Annotated in this window: 21 protein-coding genes, 3 tRNA genes and 1 pseudogene; 15 read left to right on the top strand and 10 right to left on the bottom strand. The window is 40.6% G+C overall.

The annotated features are described in order from the left end of the window. The 6 genes and pseudogenes from BMW61_RS20365 to BMW61_RS20345 form a co-directional block, all read left to right on the top strand. Positions 1-252 (top strand): annotated as a pseudogene (locus tag BMW61_RS20365) (ISNCY family transposase); the annotation flags it as partial. A 491-nt stretch (positions 253-743) separates the two neighbouring features. Next, a complete protein-coding gene (locus BMW61_RS22195) occupies positions 744-911 on the top strand; it encodes a hypothetical protein (protein WP_175475315.1) in 168 nt (55 codons plus the stop codon). 234 nt (positions 912-1,145) lie between these two features. After that, positions 1,146-1,400 (top strand): four helix bundle protein, encoded by a 255-nt coding sequence (locus tag BMW61_RS23110; RefSeq protein WP_442857299.1) that lies wholly within the window; start codon positions 1,146-1,148, stop codon positions 1,398-1,400. A gap of 5 nt (positions 1,401-1,405) precedes the next feature. Beyond that, positions 1,406-2,485: an RNA-directed DNA polymerase gene (locus BMW61_RS20355; protein ID WP_139176481.1), complete on the top strand. Its 1,080-nt coding sequence runs from the start codon at positions 1,406-1,408 to the stop codon at positions 2,483-2,485. Between the two features lie 58 nt (positions 2,486-2,543). Next, complete coding sequence (locus BMW61_RS20350; RefSeq protein WP_091825692.1) at positions 2,544-2,837, top strand: DUF6273 domain-containing protein; 294 nt, start codon at positions 2,544-2,546, stop codon at positions 2,835-2,837. A gap of 86 nt (positions 2,838-2,923) precedes the next feature. Beyond that, positions 2,924-4,678, top strand: coding sequence for a leucine-rich repeat protein (locus BMW61_RS20345; protein ID WP_091825689.1), 1,755 nt, complete (start codon positions 2,924-2,926; stop codon positions 4,676-4,678). A gap of 281 nt (positions 4,679-4,959) precedes the next feature. Here the strand turns inward: BMW61_RS20345 and BMW61_RS22985 are convergent, their stop codons facing one another. Then, positions 4,960-5,109 carry an ATP-binding protein gene (locus tag BMW61_RS22985; protein ID WP_278296922.1) on the bottom strand — a complete coding sequence of 50 codons (150 nt, stop codon included), beginning with the start codon at positions 5,107-5,109 and terminating at the stop codon, positions 4,960-4,962. A gap of 112 nt (positions 5,110-5,221) precedes the next feature. After that, positions 5,222-5,851, bottom strand: a complete 630-nt coding sequence (locus BMW61_RS20335; RefSeq protein ID WP_022763494.1) for a helix-turn-helix domain-containing protein — start codon at positions 5,849-5,851, stop codon at positions 5,222-5,224. Positions 5,852-6,182: 331 nt separating this feature from the next. Between BMW61_RS20335 and BMW61_RS20330 the strand changes: the two genes are divergently transcribed. From BMW61_RS20330 to BMW61_RS20320, 3 genes are read left to right on the top strand one after another with little or no spacing between them, the layout of a single operon-like run. Then, positions 6,183-6,365, top strand: coding sequence for a hypothetical protein (locus BMW61_RS20330; RefSeq protein WP_091825686.1), 183 nt, complete (start codon positions 6,183-6,185; stop codon positions 6,363-6,365). Next, complete coding sequence (locus BMW61_RS20325; protein ID WP_081646827.1) at positions 6,334-6,546, top strand: helix-turn-helix domain-containing protein; 213 nt, start codon at positions 6,334-6,336, stop codon at positions 6,544-6,546. The genes BMW61_RS20330 and BMW61_RS20325 overlap by 32 nt, the downstream gene beginning before the upstream one ends. Positions 6,547-6,549: 3 nt before the next feature. Continuing rightward, positions 6,550-7,767, top strand: a complete 1,218-nt coding sequence (locus BMW61_RS20320) for a tyrosine-type recombinase/integrase (RefSeq protein WP_091825684.1) — start codon at positions 6,550-6,552, stop codon at positions 7,765-7,767. Between the two features lie 106 nt (positions 7,768-7,873). On the opposite strand, the gene BMW61_RS20315 is transcribed toward BMW61_RS20320, so the two are convergent. Then, positions 7,874-7,947: transfer RNA gene (locus BMW61_RS20315), tRNA-Pro, on the bottom strand. A 181-nt stretch (positions 7,948-8,128) separates the two neighbouring features. On the opposite strand from BMW61_RS20315, the gene BMW61_RS20310 reads away from it, so the two are divergent. Continuing rightward, positions 8,129-9,406 carry a class I SAM-dependent rRNA methyltransferase gene (locus tag BMW61_RS20310; RefSeq protein ID WP_091825681.1) on the top strand — a complete coding sequence of 426 codons (1,278 nt, stop codon included), beginning with the start codon at positions 8,129-8,131 and terminating at the stop codon, positions 9,404-9,406. A gap of 82 nt (positions 9,407-9,488) precedes the next feature. Here BMW61_RS20310 and BMW61_RS20305 read toward each other — a convergent pair whose 3' ends face one another. Continuing rightward, positions 9,489-9,881: a pyridoxamine 5'-phosphate oxidase family protein gene (locus BMW61_RS20305; RefSeq protein ID WP_022763499.1), complete on the bottom strand. Its 393-nt coding sequence runs from the start codon at positions 9,879-9,881 to the stop codon at positions 9,489-9,491. A gap of 202 nt (positions 9,882-10,083) precedes the next feature. Here BMW61_RS20305 and nudC point away from each other — a divergent pair, with 202 nt between their 5' ends. Together nudC and BMW61_RS20295 are read left to right on the top strand one after the other, a co-directional pair. Beyond that, positions 10,084-10,851, top strand: a complete 768-nt coding sequence (nudC, locus tag BMW61_RS20300) for an NAD(+) diphosphatase (RefSeq protein WP_330388559.1) — start codon at positions 10,084-10,086, stop codon at positions 10,849-10,851. Positions 10,852-10,892: 41 nt separating this feature from the next. After that, positions 10,893-11,372 carry a hypothetical protein gene (locus tag BMW61_RS20295; protein WP_022763501.1) on the top strand — a complete coding sequence of 160 codons (480 nt, stop codon included), beginning with the start codon at positions 10,893-10,895 and terminating at the stop codon, positions 11,370-11,372. A 50-nt stretch (positions 11,373-11,422) separates the two neighbouring features. On the opposite strand, the gene BMW61_RS20290 is transcribed toward BMW61_RS20295, so the two are convergent. Together BMW61_RS20290 and BMW61_RS20285 are read right to left on the bottom strand one after the other, a co-directional pair. Beyond that, on the bottom strand, positions 11,423-12,001 hold the full coding sequence (locus BMW61_RS20290; RefSeq protein WP_139176479.1) for a hypothetical protein: 579 nt from the start codon (positions 11,999-12,001) through the stop codon (positions 11,423-11,425). Between the two features lie 277 nt (positions 12,002-12,278). Further along, positions 12,279-12,917, bottom strand: a complete 639-nt coding sequence (locus tag BMW61_RS20285; protein WP_091825672.1) for an HD domain-containing protein — start codon at positions 12,915-12,917, stop codon at positions 12,279-12,281. A 133-nt stretch (positions 12,918-13,050) separates the two neighbouring features. On the opposite strand from BMW61_RS20285, the gene BMW61_RS20280 reads away from it, so the two are divergent. After that, a complete protein-coding gene (locus BMW61_RS20280; protein ID WP_091825668.1) occupies positions 13,051-14,271 on the top strand; it encodes a MerR family transcriptional regulator in 1,221 nt (406 codons plus the stop codon). 155 nt (positions 14,272-14,426) lie between these two features. Here the strand turns inward: BMW61_RS20280 and BMW61_RS20275 are convergent, their stop codons facing one another. Further along, positions 14,427-15,503 carry a sensor histidine kinase gene (locus tag BMW61_RS20275; protein ID WP_175475314.1) on the bottom strand — a complete coding sequence of 359 codons (1,077 nt, stop codon included), beginning with the start codon at positions 15,501-15,503 and terminating at the stop codon, positions 14,427-14,429. Positions 15,504-15,815: 312 nt separating this feature from the next. On the opposite strand from BMW61_RS20275, the gene BMW61_RS20270 reads away from it, so the two are divergent. Together BMW61_RS20270 and BMW61_RS20265 are read left to right on the top strand one after the other, a co-directional pair. Continuing rightward, complete coding sequence (locus BMW61_RS20270; protein WP_091825663.1) at positions 15,816-16,565, top strand: LytR/AlgR family response regulator transcription factor; 750 nt, start codon at positions 15,816-15,818, stop codon at positions 16,563-16,565. 160 nt (positions 16,566-16,725) lie between these two features. After that, complete coding sequence (locus tag BMW61_RS20265; protein WP_091825660.1) at positions 16,726-16,911, top strand: hypothetical protein; 186 nt, start codon at positions 16,726-16,728, stop codon at positions 16,909-16,911. A 151-nt stretch (positions 16,912-17,062) separates the two neighbouring features. Here the strand turns inward: BMW61_RS20265 and BMW61_RS20260 are convergent, their stop codons facing one another. From BMW61_RS20260 to BMW61_RS20250, 3 genes are all read right to left on the bottom strand, one after another. Further along, complete coding sequence (locus BMW61_RS20260) at positions 17,063-17,644, bottom strand: hypothetical protein (protein WP_091825658.1); 582 nt, start codon at positions 17,642-17,644, stop codon at positions 17,063-17,065. A gap of 232 nt (positions 17,645-17,876) precedes the next feature. Beyond that, positions 17,877-17,949 (bottom strand) — tRNA-Gly (locus BMW61_RS20255). A gap of 49 nt (positions 17,950-17,998) precedes the next feature. Beyond that, a tRNA-Gly gene (locus BMW61_RS20250) sits at positions 17,999-18,071 on the bottom strand.

Raw genomic sequence — 18,071 nt, 5'->3', positions numbered from 1 at the left:
AATCTACTGGCAAATCTCTTCGTGAGTGTCAATGTAAAAATCCCTGCACTAATTCCCCTTGCGGCCGTATGATATATATCTATCCCGAAAAGAATCTACGTGCATATCCAGGGATACTGCGCGGTACTGAAGAATGGGATAACACCTATAAAATCAGAACCGTCGTTGAAAGAGATATCAATCACATGAAAGAGAATCTCTGTCTTGCAGGGCGTCGCACACAAAATGAAAAAACATTGCATGCTGATCTAATTCTTGCAGGTATCACTCAGCTCATCACCGTCGTTCTAGCTGACAAAATCAAACATCATGAGTATATCCGCAGTGTAAAACCGCTAATCGCGTAGGACTTACCAACTACATTAAGCCATATGCTTATTAAAGTGCGCCAAAATTGCTAGTTCGCATTTTTGCATCAAAGAATTCATGCTCTGCATGAATTCTTCCTTGTTTAAATTCAAGATTGCGAACGAGCAAAGCGAGTTTCGCAATTACCTATATATAACTATATTATAACAAAAATTTGAGGTGCTTGCTTTGAATGATTGTTCAGTGACGGCGTAAATTTACTGTAGGATTTAAAAGGGTAGATTGCCCCTGTGATCAGTTCAGATGTTCAAACCTTACTCATTATAGCGCCTGGTTGCTTAATAGTTTCTTTATGTTTTTTAACACTCATTTTAGAGATAAATCTATATAATCAAGATATGCAGTATATCAACATTCTAAAATGAGGAAGAGCATTGAGATATCGATACTTGACAGCCATGCGGAATAGAAATACGCTCCTTAGAGCAGAGCAGAGCAGAGCAGAGCAGAGCAGAGCAGAGCAGAGCAGAGCACAGGCTAATTGCGCCCTTTTTGCGTCCTGCGAGGCGCTTGAAACTGAATACTACATTCGTGATGGATAACCGTCGGACTTGACGGGGTAAGTATACCCTGTCAGGTTCGGCGGTTTTTGTGTTCAAAAGATCGAAGGAAAAGGAGGGCGTTTTATAGCAAAGAATGAATTATCCGTCATAACAAAGGCGAAAGAACTGTGCAGCTATATCATGACCGTGACGGATAAGTCACCCAAGCGTTTTCGTTTCACTCTGGTATCAAGGCTGCAGAATTACGCGCTGGACGTGATCGAGAACCTGATCATGGCAAATGAAACCTTTGTGAGTGCGGGTGATATGCGCTCCGCGGCAATGCGAATGTCATATCAAAGAACGGCCATGAGCAGACTGAAGCTTCTCTCCTACATGTCGGAGCTTGCCATGAAGCAGGGCTGCATCCTGCCAACGCAGTATGAACAGATCACAAAACAAGTTTACGATGCCGAGAATATGCTCGGCGCATGGATGAACAGTGATAAGCGGCGTTATGGCGGGAAGCAGGACAATGACGGCAGGTGAGGTGATTGGAGAATAATGCGTTTGACGCAATGCTCGATTTTCAGAATATGTACAGAGCGTACAGGCGAGCGGCGGCAGGCAAGAGGGACAAAAATGAAGTTATCGATTTCGAACTGGATCTGTCACGGAACCTGTGGGAGGTCATTCATCAGATGGAGGATAAGACCTATAGGGTTGGTGGATATCACAAGTTCATGATATACGATCCGAAGGAACGGAAGATAGAAGCACTTTCCTTCCGCGACAGAGTGGTACAGCACTGCCTGTGTGACAATATCCTGAAGCCGTACTTTGAGGACAGGCTGATCTACGACAATGCAGCCTGCCGGGAAGGAAAGGGAACGGATTTTGCGAGGGATAGACTTACAGCGTTCCTGAGGGAGCATTACAGAAAGCATGGAGCAAATGGCTATATCTTAAAGTATGATATCCAGCATTATTTTGACAGTATAGACCATGAGATTTTAAAGGAAATGCTTAAAGATATTCCAGATAGAAATGTGCTGGGGCTTTTGTACCACATTATAAGGAGCTACGAGGGAACTACAGATTCCAAGATGGGAAGAACGAAGGGACTGCCTTTAGGCAACCAGACCAGCCAGTGGTTCGCGCTGTACTATCTGGATCCCATGGATCGCCTGATCAAAGAGAGGATGCATATAAAGCATTATGTACGGTACATGGATGATGGGGTTCTGATTCATGAGAGCAAGGACTGTTTAAAGGAAGTCCTCCGTCAAATGAAGGAGAAGGCGAAGGAACTGAGGCTGGAGTTCAATCAGAAGACACAGATCATGCCAATCTCGGAAGGGGTGGATTTTCTTGGTTTCAGGTTTTATCTGACAGATACCGGAAAAGTGATCCGGAGGCTTCGCACCTCGAACAAGAGGCGGTGGAAGAGGCGTTTGAAAAAATATAAAGAGGAGTACCGTGTGGGCAACAGGAGTCTGGAGGAGATAGGAAGGAGCGTTGCAAGCTATAACGGGCATCTTGCCCACGGTCATACATGGAAGCTTCGTAAAAAGGTGATGGGAACATTCGTACTCACCCATGCGCCGAAAGAGGAAGTGAGTGATGGGTTGTAACGGAGGGCTGCAAGGCTTTCCTTAAGGGCTGTCATGCAAAAGGCTTTTTTGCCTGAACATGGTTGCCAAATACAACAGGGACAGGGTTGCATGGTGGCTCCGCTCGCCCGGCAACAATGATAATAATGCGGCGTGCGTGAACGGCGGCAACGCTGATGAGAACGGCAACAATGTCAACAAAAAGCTTGCTGTTCGTCCCGCATTGCCCGGTCGCCCGAAGTGTATGGAAGGTTCCATGCGCCAGTGCATCGGGCAAAGGAACCCTGTTCCTTTTCATGGAAATATCCATGGAAAAACACATGCTGTCGGAGCCTGTGGACGCGAAAGCTTTCACAGTATTGGGAACGGGTGATGATCCGTTTCCCCGGCAGCCATTTTAAGAGAAAGAATTGTTTGTAATTATACAGACAGTCGAGTCAAAAAGGAGGTAAGAACAAAATGAAGAAAAGAAAGGCTCTGCTGAGCATTGTACTTACTATTGTAATGGCAATTAGCACGTTTACCGGGTTTGTTCCGGGAGCATGCCTGAAAGTGCAAGCAGAAGGAACAACCTATAGTCCGGCGTCTGAGTATAACGGCTACGGGATATTAAATTCAAATGACACAACGGTACAGCTAGAAGGGGTCAAATATGACGGTACAAATGTAGCTGATTGGTATGTGATCGGATATGACAGTGCCGGCCAAACTGTGACACTACTTTCAAAGCAGTCTTTTGGCAGTCAGAAGTTCAATTCTTCGGATAGTAATAGTTATGAAAACTCTACTATCAAGGGCTTTGTGGAAGGTTTAACAGGCGAGGATAAGCCACTTGCCGGAATCAAGGATGCACTTGCAGATATAAGTGGAAAAGTCACAGGGGATCCTGATTCTATATCAGGAGCTGTGCCGTATCTTTTGAGCTATACAGAGGAGAATACTTTAAGCCCTACAAAGAAGTCAGGGACTGCAAATAGCTGGTGGCTCCGCTCGCCCGGCAATCTTGATGGTATTGCGGCGTGCGTGATCGACGGCTACGCTGATGTGGACGGCAGTCGTGTCAGCGTCGAGCTTGCTGTTCGTCCCGCTTTAAAGCTGAATCTGGAATCAGTAATCTTCAAATCTGAATCCGGTTCCTATTCGTTTGCGTTGAAGCCGGCGGGATATAGTGTGACTCTTTCAGGCGGTGCGAATGCAACAACAAGCGGCGGAGCAACGAGCCAGACCGGATTTATAGGCGCTATGACCACCGTGACCTATACGGCGAACACCGGATATTATTTTGCGGAGTTTGCTGATATTACTAATAATGGTATTACTGCCACAAGAACGAGCAGTACAGTTGTAACGGTTTCGGGTACACCGACTGCAGATGCGACCATCACGGTTCCCAACGCGGTGGAGAAGACGGCGGCCACTGTTACAACGGCACCAACAGCCAAGTCCCTGACCTATACCGGCTCCGCACAGGAACTTGTGACTGCAGGCACAGCTTCCGGCGGCACTATGCAGTACGCCCTCGGCACCGCAACCGAAGCCACTGGGGCTTATGCCGCATCCATCCCCACAGCCACCGAAGCCGGAACCTATTATGTATGGTATAAGGCTGTTGGGGACGATAGCCATAATGATTCCGAACCTGCTTATGTTACAGTGACAATTGAATCGGGATCAGGTAATGGAGTAGAGGAAACTAAGAATCCTGATGGAAGCAGAACTGTCACAGAAGTAAAAGAAACTAAAGATGGCACATCAAATATCACAGTCACGAATTACAATAGTAAAGATGAACAGATTTCCCAGTATGTATTCAAACAGACAAAAGGGACAACATTAGACCTCAAAAATGTAAACAGTAAGAACCTCAAAACAGTAGTAGTTCCGGGGGCAGTAAAAGCAAATGGTAAGACCTACAAAGTCACGAGAATTCGCAAGGGCTTCCTTAAAAACTGCAAGCAGGCAACAAAAGTTGATATAGGAAAAAACATCAACACTATAGACAAGAATGCCTTTAACTACGGTAAGAAAGTCAAGACTGTAATAATTAGAGGAAAACTAAAGAAGGTTGGAAAAGGCGCGTTTAAGAAAACAAAGAAGAACGTGATCATAAAAGTAAAGACCGGAGCCAAGAATTTTGAGAAGAACAAGACGCTTCTTGAAAAGTCAGGCCTTCCTAAGAACGCAACAGTTAAGAGAGTAAAGAATAAGAAGTAAGATAAGTCCTCCTGTCATTATTTCGAATTAGTGGCAGGAGGATTTTTTTACTGTTTTGACGTAGTGACATATTGTGGAAGGGGTAAATATAAAAGAATTTTGCTTCTACAACTAAGGATATGAAGTGCTGAAACATAAGAATAAATGGCAATAAAATAAGGTTTTTATAGAGCATGCAATCTATAGACAGTAACTTTAATTCCATCACCAAATTCCTCGAAAATGGGCTCTTGCAGACCATATTGCCTGCAAGATTTGATAATTCTGGGGATTCCGGTTCCCTATTCTTCAACTATGTGCATGTACTGAAACATATCAGCGATTGCTTGATTTCTGCATTTTGATCTTCCGGTTTTCATGGTTTCAAAATCCATTCCACCATAAAGCATACCTGGTGATACAACCTCTATTCTATCGTCGAAAATGGAAATCTGTATCTTGGATTCGACTAAAAATTTTCTCGTGTTTAGCTGGGATTTCCTGCTTAAACTCTATTTTTTATCTTCTCCAAAGTACTCTTTAGATACCATAGATAAATCTCCCCTATTCTATGTCGCTATCATTCTGATCTAGTTGATCATATCGTTCTTGTAATTCCGCTATCTTTCTTTTGAGGCGGGCTTTTTCAAGGCTCTTCTCCGTCTTATCAACAATTCCTTGTGGATAAGTCCATTCCCAATTATGGTAGGCATTTATGATTTCCGCTTTTTCTTCTTCGGAATTAGCAACCTCGAGATCGGACTTCATCTGGGCGTATACATCATACCAGTCTTTCATGTACTCATAGAGACTATCCTTAAAATCTACCGTAAGACATAATCCGGGTACATGATTTTCATCTGTGGGCTCGATTTTCATATTAAAGTTATGCTCAAGTTCAAACATAGCATACATGGCGCCAATATAACTGGTTGTAACCGGATCTGCCAATGCAAGCGTACTTACACCAAGTGCTTCCGCAATCTTTTTGAGCATATCTGTTTTTGGCTTTCTTGCCCCGTTTTCATACTTCTGCATTCTATCGGCATTTAACCCAACTTTTTCACCAAGTTCAGCAAGCGACAATCCTCTCGCATTTCTTATGGTGCGTATTCTTGCCCCAACTCTGTCTGCAGCAGTTTCGTCATTGAACTCTACCGGATCCTGTCCAAATGCTTTGTTTATAGTAATCATGCGGATTCCTCCATTACTGATAATTACGATTCATTACTGATATGGTAACACAGATTATAGTAGATATGAAGCACAAAAATGGACATGCAGAGAACAAAAATAAAAAGCACAATACAGTGCTTGCAAAGAACTGGATGATATGATATAGTACAATTAAAGAACAGAAATGTTCTTAATAAGAACCAAGAAAACAAAATAAAACATAATGGTTCATCAACAAGTAACGTTTCCCGGAAATCCGGATGTCGCGAAAGAACCCGGCGTTTCCTGATACAGATGTCGCCGAAGCCCCAAGAGAACGGGAGAAGTGTGTTTCTTAGAGAGGAGGAAAATGAAAAACAGGGACAGACAAAGAGCAAATCGAAAACTAAAGGAAGAACTTCTTGATTTCAGAGATGTGTGTGGAGTTAAAGACCCCACACCATATGAAGCAGTCAAGGAAATCGTAGCAGAAATGAAGAAGAATAAAGAAAGGAGCAGACATGGAATACACGAATATGTTAGTTGGGTATAATGACATACTCACACCTACAGATGTTAAGGAAATCCTCAAGATAGGAAGGAACGCAGTCTATGACTATCTGAAGGATGGCACAATCAGATCTATGATGATTGCAGGAAAGTACAGAATTCCAAAGTTATATCTTTTAGAATTCATGTACCCCGATGTAGATTTTGTTAAGGAGGCAAGCTAAATAATGGCAAGACCTAAGAAAAGCGGCAAAAGAGCTACGGGTATCCAGGGAAGGAGCGGTTATCTTTATATTATCAAGAACAACTATATTATTAAGGATGGCAGCAAGACCTTAGAAAAACAGTGGATATCCACCGGGCTAAAAGATGCACCCGAGAATATTAAAAAGGCTTCAGAGATGAGAAGCAGGCTTATAAATAAAAAAGAAGCAAAGAGTACTGACAGAAATATATCTTTAAGTGAATACGCAGATGGTTTTCTTGAAAAGAAGAAGAGAGAGGTTTCAGATACAACCCTTTCTTCTTATTTTTATAGAGCAAACAGAATTAAAAATTACTTTGGTGATACAAAAGTAAAAGATTTAAACGAAACCATGGTCGAGAACTTTCTTGATGACATGTTCAAAACCTATAAGGTTCAGCGCAGAACAGTCAAAGATACAAAAGTGCTTCTAAGCAGTATTCTGGAGCAGGCAGTCAAGGAGGGATTGATAGCTACAAATCCCGCTAAGGAAGTTGTGATCAATAAGAACCTGGCAAATAAGTATGCTAAAGAGAAAGACACAGATGAGGAATTCTTTTCTTATGAAGAAGCTCAGCATTTCTTGGATGCAATAAAGAATCACGAGCTTTACGAACTGTTCTATGTCACTTTGTTCTTTGGCCTTAGGCGAGAGGAACTGCTTGGTCTAAGATGGTCTGCATTGGACTTTAAGAACAAAACTATGAGCATCAACCATACTGTTACAAGAGGGACAGTCATCAATCGAGTCAATTCAACAAAGACAGACTCCAGTACACGCGAGTACCCTCTGACAGATGAACAGATTGAAATGTTCAAGAGGTTAAAGGATAAGGAAAATGAATACAGACAGCTATGCGGTAACAATTACTATGAGAGCGACTACATCTTCAAACATGTTGATGGGTCGCTTTTTTATCCGGATTATCCGTCAAAGCTGTTTGGCAAACTGATTAAGAAGATTCCTGAACTGCCTCAGGATATTACTTTTCATGGCCTTAGAAGTTCATGTGTATCGATTCTCGTCCATCAGAATAAGGATGTTAAGAGCATTCAGAAGTGGGTTGGACATGCAGACATCAATACCACTCTTAAAATATATGCAAAAGTAAAAGATAAAGAGGCTAAGAGAGAAATTTCAGATACAATGACAGGAATAATTCCTCTTAAGGATTATTCCGAGCATGATAACGACCAGTAACTAAACAATTTAATATAGTTTATAGAGAGCTTTCTGTGTTATCAGATGGTTTTTGGTGGAATAAAAGGAAAATGGTAGAAAAATGGTAGAATTAGAGCATAAAAAATCGGGGTGACAGGATTCGAACCTGCGGCCTCGTCGTCCCGAACGACGCGCTCTACCAAGCTGAGCCACACCCCGTGGTAAAAAATAATGAGTCGGAAAATCAGTTTCTAGCGCAACGTCCCGAACGCAGCGCTCTACCAAACTGAGCCACATTCCGTTATATGTAAAGCAAAAGCCGTAGAGACTTTCGCAGCAAAAAGTATGATACAATATAAAGTGTTATTTTGTCAATAGGTGAGCGAAGAAAGGCATAATTATGAGTGCAATTGTTGTTGCTGATGCAAAGGTAATTTTGAAAAAAGGTGAAGGGAGAACCATCAAGGCCGGAGGCGCCTGGGTTTTTGATAATGAGATAAACAGAGTAGAGGGTAGCTTTGACAATGGGGATATTGTTGAAGTGCTTGATCATGACGGATACTTTATGGGATATGGTTTTATTAATACCAATTCCAAGATAAGAGTGCGCATGATGTCGAGAAGAAAAGAGCATCCTGTAAATGAGGGGCTTTTGGAGACGCGCATAAGAAATGCATGGGATTACAGGAAAGCGGTTATGAATCCTGAGTTATACGGGTATGATGCCAGGCTTTCGGGAACTGATGAAAAGGAAGCTCTGCAGAAGCTTTCATGCCGCCTGATTTTTGGTGAGGCAGATTTTCTTCCGGGAATTACAATTGATAAGTTTTCCGATGTACTTGTCATTGAGTCGCTTGCTCTTGGTACAGACAGAATGAAGAACATTATTCTCAATCTGTGTAAGAAGGTACTCGCAGAAGACGGTGTTGACATCAAGGGAATATATGAGAGAAGCGATGCCAAGGTCAGAGAGCAGGAAGGTCTTGAGAGAACCAAAGGCTTTATAGGTGAGCCTTTTGATACAAAGGTGCTCATTGAGGAAAACGGAGTAAAGTATTATGTAGATGTTGAGAACGGCCAGAAAACCGGATTTTTCCTGGATCAGAAGAATAACAGAAGGGCTATAGCATCACTTTGTAAGGGGAAGAAGGTCCTTGACTGCTTTACTCATACCGGATCTTTCGGACTTAACGCTGCGGCAGCAGGTGCAAGCTCTGTCCTTGCAGTTGATGCATCGGATGTGGGATGTGCTCAGGCGGAGGAAAATGCGAAGCTGAACGGGCTTGAAAACATAATAAAATTCCAATGCGCGGATGTGTTTGACCTTTTGCCCGAGCTTGAGAAGCAGAACGAGCAGTATGATGTGGTAATCCTTGATCCACCGGCCTTTACAAAATCGAGAGCTTCGATTAAGAAGGCTGTAACGGGCTACAGGGAGATCAATATCAGGGGAATGAAGCTTGTGAAAAACGGTGGATATCTGGCAACCTGTTCATGTTCTCATTTTATGGATGAGGAGCTTTTTGCAAAGACGATCAGAGAGGCAGCAAGGAGTGCCCACAAGCAGCTTCGTCAGGTAGAATTCAGGCAGCAGGCTGCGGACCATCCTATACTTTGGTCTAACGATGCATCATTTTATTTAAAATTCTATATTTTTCAGGTCGTTGAGGAATTGTAAGATTTTTCATATTAGGATTTTTAGAGAAAAATGCCACCGGTACTTTGATAAGCCGGTGGCATAATTATATTATTATAGGTTATCAGAATTGTACAACCTTGGGCGCGTCGGTAAAGGAAGAGAAGGTTGCGGTAGCGTTCTTAAAGTAAAGAACTTCTGTATTATCATCATCAGCCTTGTACATGCCCTGAAGAGACGGATAAGCATCAAGCATATGCTGCTTTGCTTCAATTCTGTCATCGCGTACAAGTTCTCCTGCAACGCGAACCCATTTGCCTTCGGTGAAACCACAGATTTCCACCTTGGGATTGGCCTGGATCTGCTTGGAAACATCCTTTACTTTGCCTGTCTGGATGTAAAGCTTATCCTCAAAAATATCTACTGTTCCGAAAGGGCGTACTCTGGGCTGATCTCCGTCAACTGTTGCCAGATAATAAGTGCCGCATTTTTTTAAAAATTCATAAACTTCCTGCATGATAAGCCTCCTTTTATTTAAATTGTATAAAATAAATTATAACTTTCTGTTATTTATATTACAAGGTATCGTAATGAAGATTAGATGATGTTACAATCATTATATGATTCAGGATATATCACCCAGGAAATTTCATAATGAGTATAAAGCTGAGCTTCCTGTCTCCGGAGATTACGTGTTTTCTTTTCGGGGGAGGGAGCTTTTGTGCGTTTTGGGAGAAAACGGAGAGATTAGTTTTCCTAAGGCAGATGAGATAGGAATAGATAAAAAGGAGATGGTCTTTCTCTTTGAAATTGACGATATGCGTTTTTTCCTGCCCAAAAGAGAGTACGGATTTTATATCTCCGATATCTCGGCGGACAGATCTCCGGAGCATGAGTACAGATATGAAGATATCAGAGTTCTCAGAAATGCAAATCCGGGATATCTGTGCTTTGCCGGGATGACAGCATATCACCTCTATGTCTGGTACCGCGACAACAAGTTCTGCGGAAGGTGCGGCAGGGAGACGGTCGTTTACGACAAGGAGAGAGCTCTTAGGTGTCCAAGATGCGGGAACATTATTTATCCCAAGATCTGCCCTGCGGTTATTGTTGGGGTAACGGATAAAGATAAAATCATGATGACGAGATATGCGGGAAGACCCTATAAAGGAAATGCGCTTATAGCAGGATTTTGCGAGATAGGAGAGTCCGCGGAGGATACTGTCAGACGTGAGGTTATGGAGGAAGTCGGGCTTAAGGTAAAGAATATAAGATATTTTGCAAGTCAGCCCTGGGGCTTCGATTCAAATCTTTTGCTGGGATATTTCTGTGAACTTGACGGAGAAGGTGAAGTAAACATTGACCGCGATGAGCTCGCCATAGCCGAGTGGGTTAAGAGAGAGGATATCGGAAAAGAAAACAGTAATCTTAGTCTTACTGCGACGATGATGATGCATTTTAAGGAGCATCCCGGGGACTTTATCTAGAGAAAAATTAACAGACACACCGGAAAACGGAGGGTTTTTGCATGGAAGAACAGATGAGAAAAATCGGTAGACAGATGGCAATCAGAATGGGAATTCTTATGAGTCTTGCACTTTCTCTTGTGGGCACGCTCACTTCAGGACACTTCACGGTTCCCGGATTTATCATCAGCTTCGTATTAAGTACAATAATCAGTTTAATAATAGGTTTTGTTATTCCTATCGGCAAGGTAACTGGCGGTCTATGTGCAAAATGGGGACTTGAGAGAGGTAAGATTGGTACAAGGGTTGTTGAAAGCCTTATTTCAGATGTGATATATACCCCTGTAATTACACTGGCCATGGTGGCATTTGCTTATAATATGGCTATGCGCCAGAGCGGAGGAATGGCACAGATGCCTCCCTTTATAATTATGTTTCTCAAATCCCTTTTTATCTGTTTTGTGGTAGGATTTTTCCTGATATTTATTATTCAGCCTATTTTGCTGAAACAGCTTATGAAAAAGAGCTTCGAAGAGGTATAAATAAAAAGGCGCTGTATCCGGCTTGATACAGCGCCCTTATTATTATGTAACTATTTTAATTTATTGGCTATTCTGCCTTCATTTTTACCGAACTGGTTGTAATGAGCAAGAAGCAAATCAGGATTTGTTCCGAAAGCATCCTGAAGATCCTTGTAATTGGAGTAGTAGTATAAAGCGTTAAATTCGGCATTGTTTCCGCTGTAGTTTTTAAGCCCTGAAATAGCGACTTCCTTTGCATCAGCAGCTGCAGCAGCGGCGGGATTAATGTTTTGAACATATACTTCTATGCAATCATGCTTTTCCGAGGTTGGCATTCTGTCATCGTCAACATAGAAATGATAGAAGATGTTCTTTTCGGTCTCATCTGCTCCGATGTGGAGTGTTACATACTGATAACCTGTTTTGTAGGAGCACTCCATATAGGTTCCGGAGCTTGTGTGAGGTCCAAGGTAATACGTATAGTTGTAGTAAGCCATTATCGGAATCTGCTTTGTTGTTCCGGCATCCATCTTGAGGACTGTTTCGGTAAAATCAAAGCAATCGGGTATCTCGCTGTACGCGAGGGCTTTTGTCCCAAAGGTGGCAATAAGAATAAGCGACAATGCAAAAACGGCAATAGAACTTTTCATAAATCTTTTCATATACTCATACCAACCGCTTTTTTAGCGGTTTTTCCTTTCTCCCCATGCAGGGCAAATATTATTCTGCACTTTAATTATAGAAAGGAATTATCGCTATTGCACATAAATTTTTCCTAAACAAAGTAAACTTTTTATTTTTTAAATTATGACAAGCCTTTCAGGCATAATTATATTTTCCATATTGTCCTTTCCGATTTACTTTATCCTATGAATCCTACTTATTCTTTCACAGGTTTCTCAATCTATCACATCAACAATCTTCATTTCAGTTACAGCTTACCGGTGGTTTCCAGGGCTTAGGGCAGAGAAGTGTAGTTCTGCCTATATCCGGAAGAACATCATATATAGAACATCCCATACGAACTTCAAAATCTTCTTTTATCTTGAACGCAATCTCCCAGCCTTTTATGTAGCCTTCCATAATTCCGTATCGTCTTGTAACATCAACAAATCTTTTTTCAAGAATTACAAAACCATAATCTGCGGCAAGAGAATCACAGAGCTGGATCAGCTTGTCATAATCATTTGGCTCACCACAATTCATAATGTAATCTTTGATAGCCTTCTCATGCTCTGTTTCGGGCTCGTAGCAAAACTCGTCCTGCATGCGAAGATAGGAATGTGTCATGCAAATCCTGGCCGGCTCATCCCATCCTTTCTCCATGCAGTACTTGTACCCTTCATATACGTGCGTAGGAATATCAACGAAGCCATATTTACATCTTCTTCCGATATCATGCAAAAGGCCGACTATATAGGCTTTCTCTGAATCCATATCAGGTATCTTTCCAGCAATGTTATGAGCTGCTAAGCCAACATTCTTTGAGTGATCCACCCATGGTCCGGGATTCAGTTTTCTTGCTATTTCTAACTCTTCAAGAGCTTCTTTGATACTTGGAAACATCTGTTATACCTCCAACCTTATCTTGACTATATTCAGGCGCGCACTGAACTTATAACTATGCTATACTCAGATTATAAAAGGTGACGTAACGTAACCTTCAAGAACTTTTTTAATCATATTGGAGAATACTTATATGAATAAAAATGGGTACTATTCATCCGGACAATTTGCCCAAATGGCTCACGTATCGGTAAGAACTATAAGATTTTATGACCAGAAAGGTCTGCTTGCGCCATCTTATATAACAAAGTCAGGTACAAGATTTTACACAGATTACGATTTTGCTATTCTACAGCAGATATTGCTTTTAAAGTACCTGGGATTTTCTCTGGATGAGATAAAAGAAATACCAAATGGTCAGACTGATAATCATTTCATTCTAAATGCCCTAAAGATGCAGAAAAAGCTGCTTTCAGAGCGAATTGATGAAATGAAAAATGTTGAGGCAGGTGTAAATGCCACCATTAAAGCTATAGAAAGCTCTGCCACTCCCGATTGGAAGCAGATGCTTGATCTGATTCACATGACTTCAATGGAGAACAACTTAAAGAGCCAATATCAAAATGCAAGCAACATCTCTGCCAGGATAGAACTTCATAACAAATATTCAACGAATAAACAAAGATGGTTTAACTGGGTATTACAGGAATGTGATATCTCTTCCGGGATGGATATTCTTGAGCTTGGTTGCGGTAATGGAGCATTATGGGCAGAGAATATAAGCGAATTGTCCAAGCGCAATTATACAGATATACAAATAACTCTTTCAGATATCTCTGCAGGTATACTGCATGATGCAAGACAGAATATAGACCGTGCTGCATCAGCATATTCAAAAGAACTTCGGGGCTTAACTTTTTCCTACAAAGCATTTGACCTTGATGCTATCCCATTTGAAGATAAATCCTTTGATCTTGTAATTGCGGGGCACGTCCTTTTTTATTGTGACGATGTCCATCTTGCTTGTAAGGAAATACGCAGAGTGCTGAAGCCCGGCGGAAGACTAGTCTGCAGCACATATAGTAGTAATCATATGAAAGAGATCAGAGAGCTGGTAATAGATTTTGATGATAGGATCGTGCTTTCCAGCAATGACTTATACAAAATATTTGGTCTGGAGAATGGTGCTGATATATTGCGCGGCGTATTTGGAGAAGTGGAACTGAAGAAATACAAGGATGAAATAATCATTACTGATGCTGGTCCCCTAATAGATTATATTTTTTCGTGCCACGGCAATCAGAACCACTATCTTCTGAACAGGTATGCAGAATTTAAGAATTATATTATGAAAAAGGTGAGTCATGAATTCCACATCACCAAGGATGCCGGGCTCTTTATCGCAATTAATTGAGACGGAAAGGAAACATGCGGGTTTCCGAGTTGTCTACCTTGTTATACACACAATTAACGGAAAATTTTATTGAACGTGTCTAGGACAGAAATCAAAGCCTGACCTAAGGTACCTATTATTTCTCAGTAAAAAAATTCAAGAACTCCACAAATAGATTACTGATGCATTCCACAAATATGGATTTTCTGTATAAATGATCCATCTTCTATAGAGGTCTCAGTAAATATGTTATCGTATTTATTCAGAATCACTGACACATTGTATAGACCAATGCCGCGATCGTTTCCCTTTGAAGACACCCCTTTTTTGCACATCTGAGAAACAGACAGCCCATGATCAATATATGAATTCGCGATTATGAAAACAATTCCATTGTCCAGTTTCCCTGAATGGATATTAATAAAAGGATGTTCAGTTTCTACCGCAGCTTCAATAGCATTGTCAAGGTAAATACCAAGTATTCGAGTTATATCTATTGAGTCGATACTAGGGTCACCTATCTCATCAGGAATATCAACAGTAACTTCGATGTTTTTATTAATTGCCAATAAAAGCTTAGAATAGAAAATGCTTTTTATTTCCAGGTTTTTGATTCTGGAAAGATTGGCAAGAGAAGCGTTCTTTTGGGTCAGCTCTTTTGTCAGAGGCATAATGTGATCATGAAAGAAAACATCAAGTTCATCATATCTTTTTTCATCAATAAAAATAGACAACGTTGATAGAATGTTAACGTAATCATGCTTAAACGAGCGAAGGTTATTGTATGTGGCTTCCAGATTATCTGTATATTCCCGGAGAGTGCTGAGATCCCTTATCCTTTGCTGCTGCTCATAGTTTTTCCTGGTCGTAATAAGTATTACCACCACTGAAACAACTGTCAGAAATATATAAATAGTTACCAAAACGATCAGTGGATAATAGCGATTCTCGGCGATGTTCGTCGATAGAGTCATTATTCCAAAAATAAAAAAGGCGCTGAAGGCCATTAGAAAAGTGATATATAGAAAAAGCTTATCATCTATCCTTTCAATTATTTTAGCCAGATACTTTCGGTACACCCTTTTGCAGCCAAGAATTATTGGAAAATAGATTGCAGCCGCTAATACAATGATTATTATCATTTCTATAGGACTTTGATCTGTATTAGTTATGGGATGATGAGCAAGGAGGTTAACGAGCGCGGCCATCGGAAGTACTGCCAGCCCGATAATTATGTAAAGGATAAAATACACAATAGCAGACTTCTTTTTACCCGTAAGATGGCTCAGAAATATGGATGGGATAACAAACCATGTGATTATCAATGGTTTTAAACCGAAAAAGATAATAACGAATATCAATGAGAATAACATGGTAAAGAATAAGCAATAATCCCTAATTCTTAAGGAACGAGAATAAAGTGCTATTAGTCCGATAGTAAATAGAATGGCATTACTTAATGAATTTATCAAAGCATATTCCAACATAGTTACTCCTTGTAAAGTTGGGTATTTACAGACTATTATAGACTATATTATTTCTTTTTGGTTAAGGGAAATACACAAATGATGAAGCTTTATTTATGTGAAGATGATGCACGGCAAAGAGAACATCTAAAGAAGACAATAGATAACGTAGTGCTTATAGAAAACCTTGATATGGAGTTTTCCTGCGTTACAGATAATCCGTATACGCTGCTTGAAAAGGTAGCTGATGATGATTGTATCGGTCTATATTTTCTTGATATAGATTTAAAGACGGATATGACGGGGCTTACCCTTGCAAAAGAAATCAGGAAATACGATCCCAGGGGATTTATAGTTTTTGTCACAACTCACTCGGAAATGAGCTACATGACATTTATGTACAAACTCGAAGCACTGGACTTCATTCTGAAAGATGATGTGGAAGAAATGACCAGGCGTGTGCATGAGTGTATACTTAAAGCCAATGAAAGATTTTCTTCTGCCAATAATAAAACTCAGGCGAATTATTCCTTAGTAGTCGGTGATAAGATTATTACCGTTGATTGTGATGAAATACTGTTCTTTGAGACATCTGTCAATGCTCATAAGGTAATTCTTCATTGTAAATCTAGGCAGCTAGAATTTCCGGGTAAGATAAAAGAGATTGAACGCGAGCTAGATGACAGATTCTATCGATGTCACAGATCCTTTTTAGTAAATACTGAGAATATACTGGAAGTGAACACGACAAATGGCACAATACGAATGGTGAACGGAGATGAATGTCTATTGTCCTTCAGGCAGATCAAGGGACTAAAAGACAGGCTGAAACTCAAGTTAAATCAGTAGCTATGATCTTACATTTCGGAATCGTAAACGTAAAATGTTTGCTTTGCTTATGACGAAAAAGATATTAAAACAGCATTTTACTGCATAAATGAGTGTACTGCATTTTTTTCCATATAATTTTTGTAGTAGCAAAACTATATGGAAAGAGAGGAAATGCTGTATGAAAAATGTGATTAAGGGAGCTGTGATAACATTAGGAATCCTTGTTGTATTGATAGTTGTAAATATTTTATGCAATAAAGCAGGACATGAACTTAACTCACTCTACACTGGAGTTATAACGCCTATAATTGCTATGGCAATCTATGATAAGTTGACTGGAAATCCATCAAATAAGAAAGCGTAATAAATATGCTTTTGTTAGTAAGTGTCCAGAAGCGATTCAATGTGCTTATAGTGAAGCACTAACAAACTCAGAGCAAAAACTCTATCCCTTTATGAGATAGAGTTTTTTATCCTAAGAGAGCTTGTATAACTCTCCCATTTATTTGTTTGAACTACTCTTCTTTTTTTTCTTCCCACGTCCTTTTTGAAGGTTGTCTCATAAGAGGATTACGAGAAGCTTTTGTAATCATTTGAATCAGGATACGAGTTTCTTGGGGTGTGAGTTTTGCAAAATTCAGATCAAATTTCTTGCTCCATTGAATAACAGTAGCTTTATCCACCATGGTTAGGGAGTCATCGTCATCGGTGTTATTAGTAATAGTGCCATTATTGGGAGCAAGTGTTTCTGAATTATTAATCTGTTCCCACAGTTCTTTGATAGAAGCAATGTATTTATCAGAGATATGCTCTTCGTCTCCAGTGTCCCAGTCCTTCTTGTGATCTTCTCTTATATCTTTAGCTATATTCTTTATGCTGCCTTCAAGCAGATTACCAAAGTAAGCCGAGTCATCTATCACAGCCTTTTCAAATGTTTTCATATAAAAATCATCAGCCGATACACCTGCTTTTTTCATGATGAGCTTTCTTATTCCAGTCACATAACTATTTGCCTCATGAATCATTGTACCTGCATGATTGTCAACATAGATTTCCATATCACACATAAGATTCATAAAATCAGGGTGCTTTTTCATTTCACAAAGTAGCCTGTTATTAAGTTTCTCTCACAGTGACAAGGTACAGACAGATTTGGAACAAGTATTATGAAAATGCTCCGCTCTCAGATATATAAAAGCCGTTCAGAGTGACGCACAGACTGATAAGATCAGGGAATGTTTCGCTTAAAAGACCACAAAGACCACTAAAAGACCACTTATTTTTGCGCTCAAATAACAAAAACCCCAGAAAACATCTGGGGTTTCAAAAAGCGATAGACGGGGCTCGAACCCGCGGTCTCCACCTTGGCAAGGTGGCGCTTTACCAACTAAGCTACTATCGCGTATATGTAAACGAGCTAAGCTCGGTTACCACAATATTTGATTTTAAAGAGCGATAGACGGGGCTCGAACCCGCGGTCTCCACCTTGGCAAGGTGGCGCTTTACCAACTAAGCTACTATCGC

The organism is Butyrivibrio sp. ob235, assembly GCF_900109475.1.
In the GTDB taxonomy this organism is placed as follows: Bacteria; Bacillota; Clostridia; order Lachnospirales; family Lachnospiraceae; genus Butyrivibrio.
Note: the sequence above shows the minus strand (reverse complement) of the source record. Positions and strands in the feature narration are given on the sequence as shown.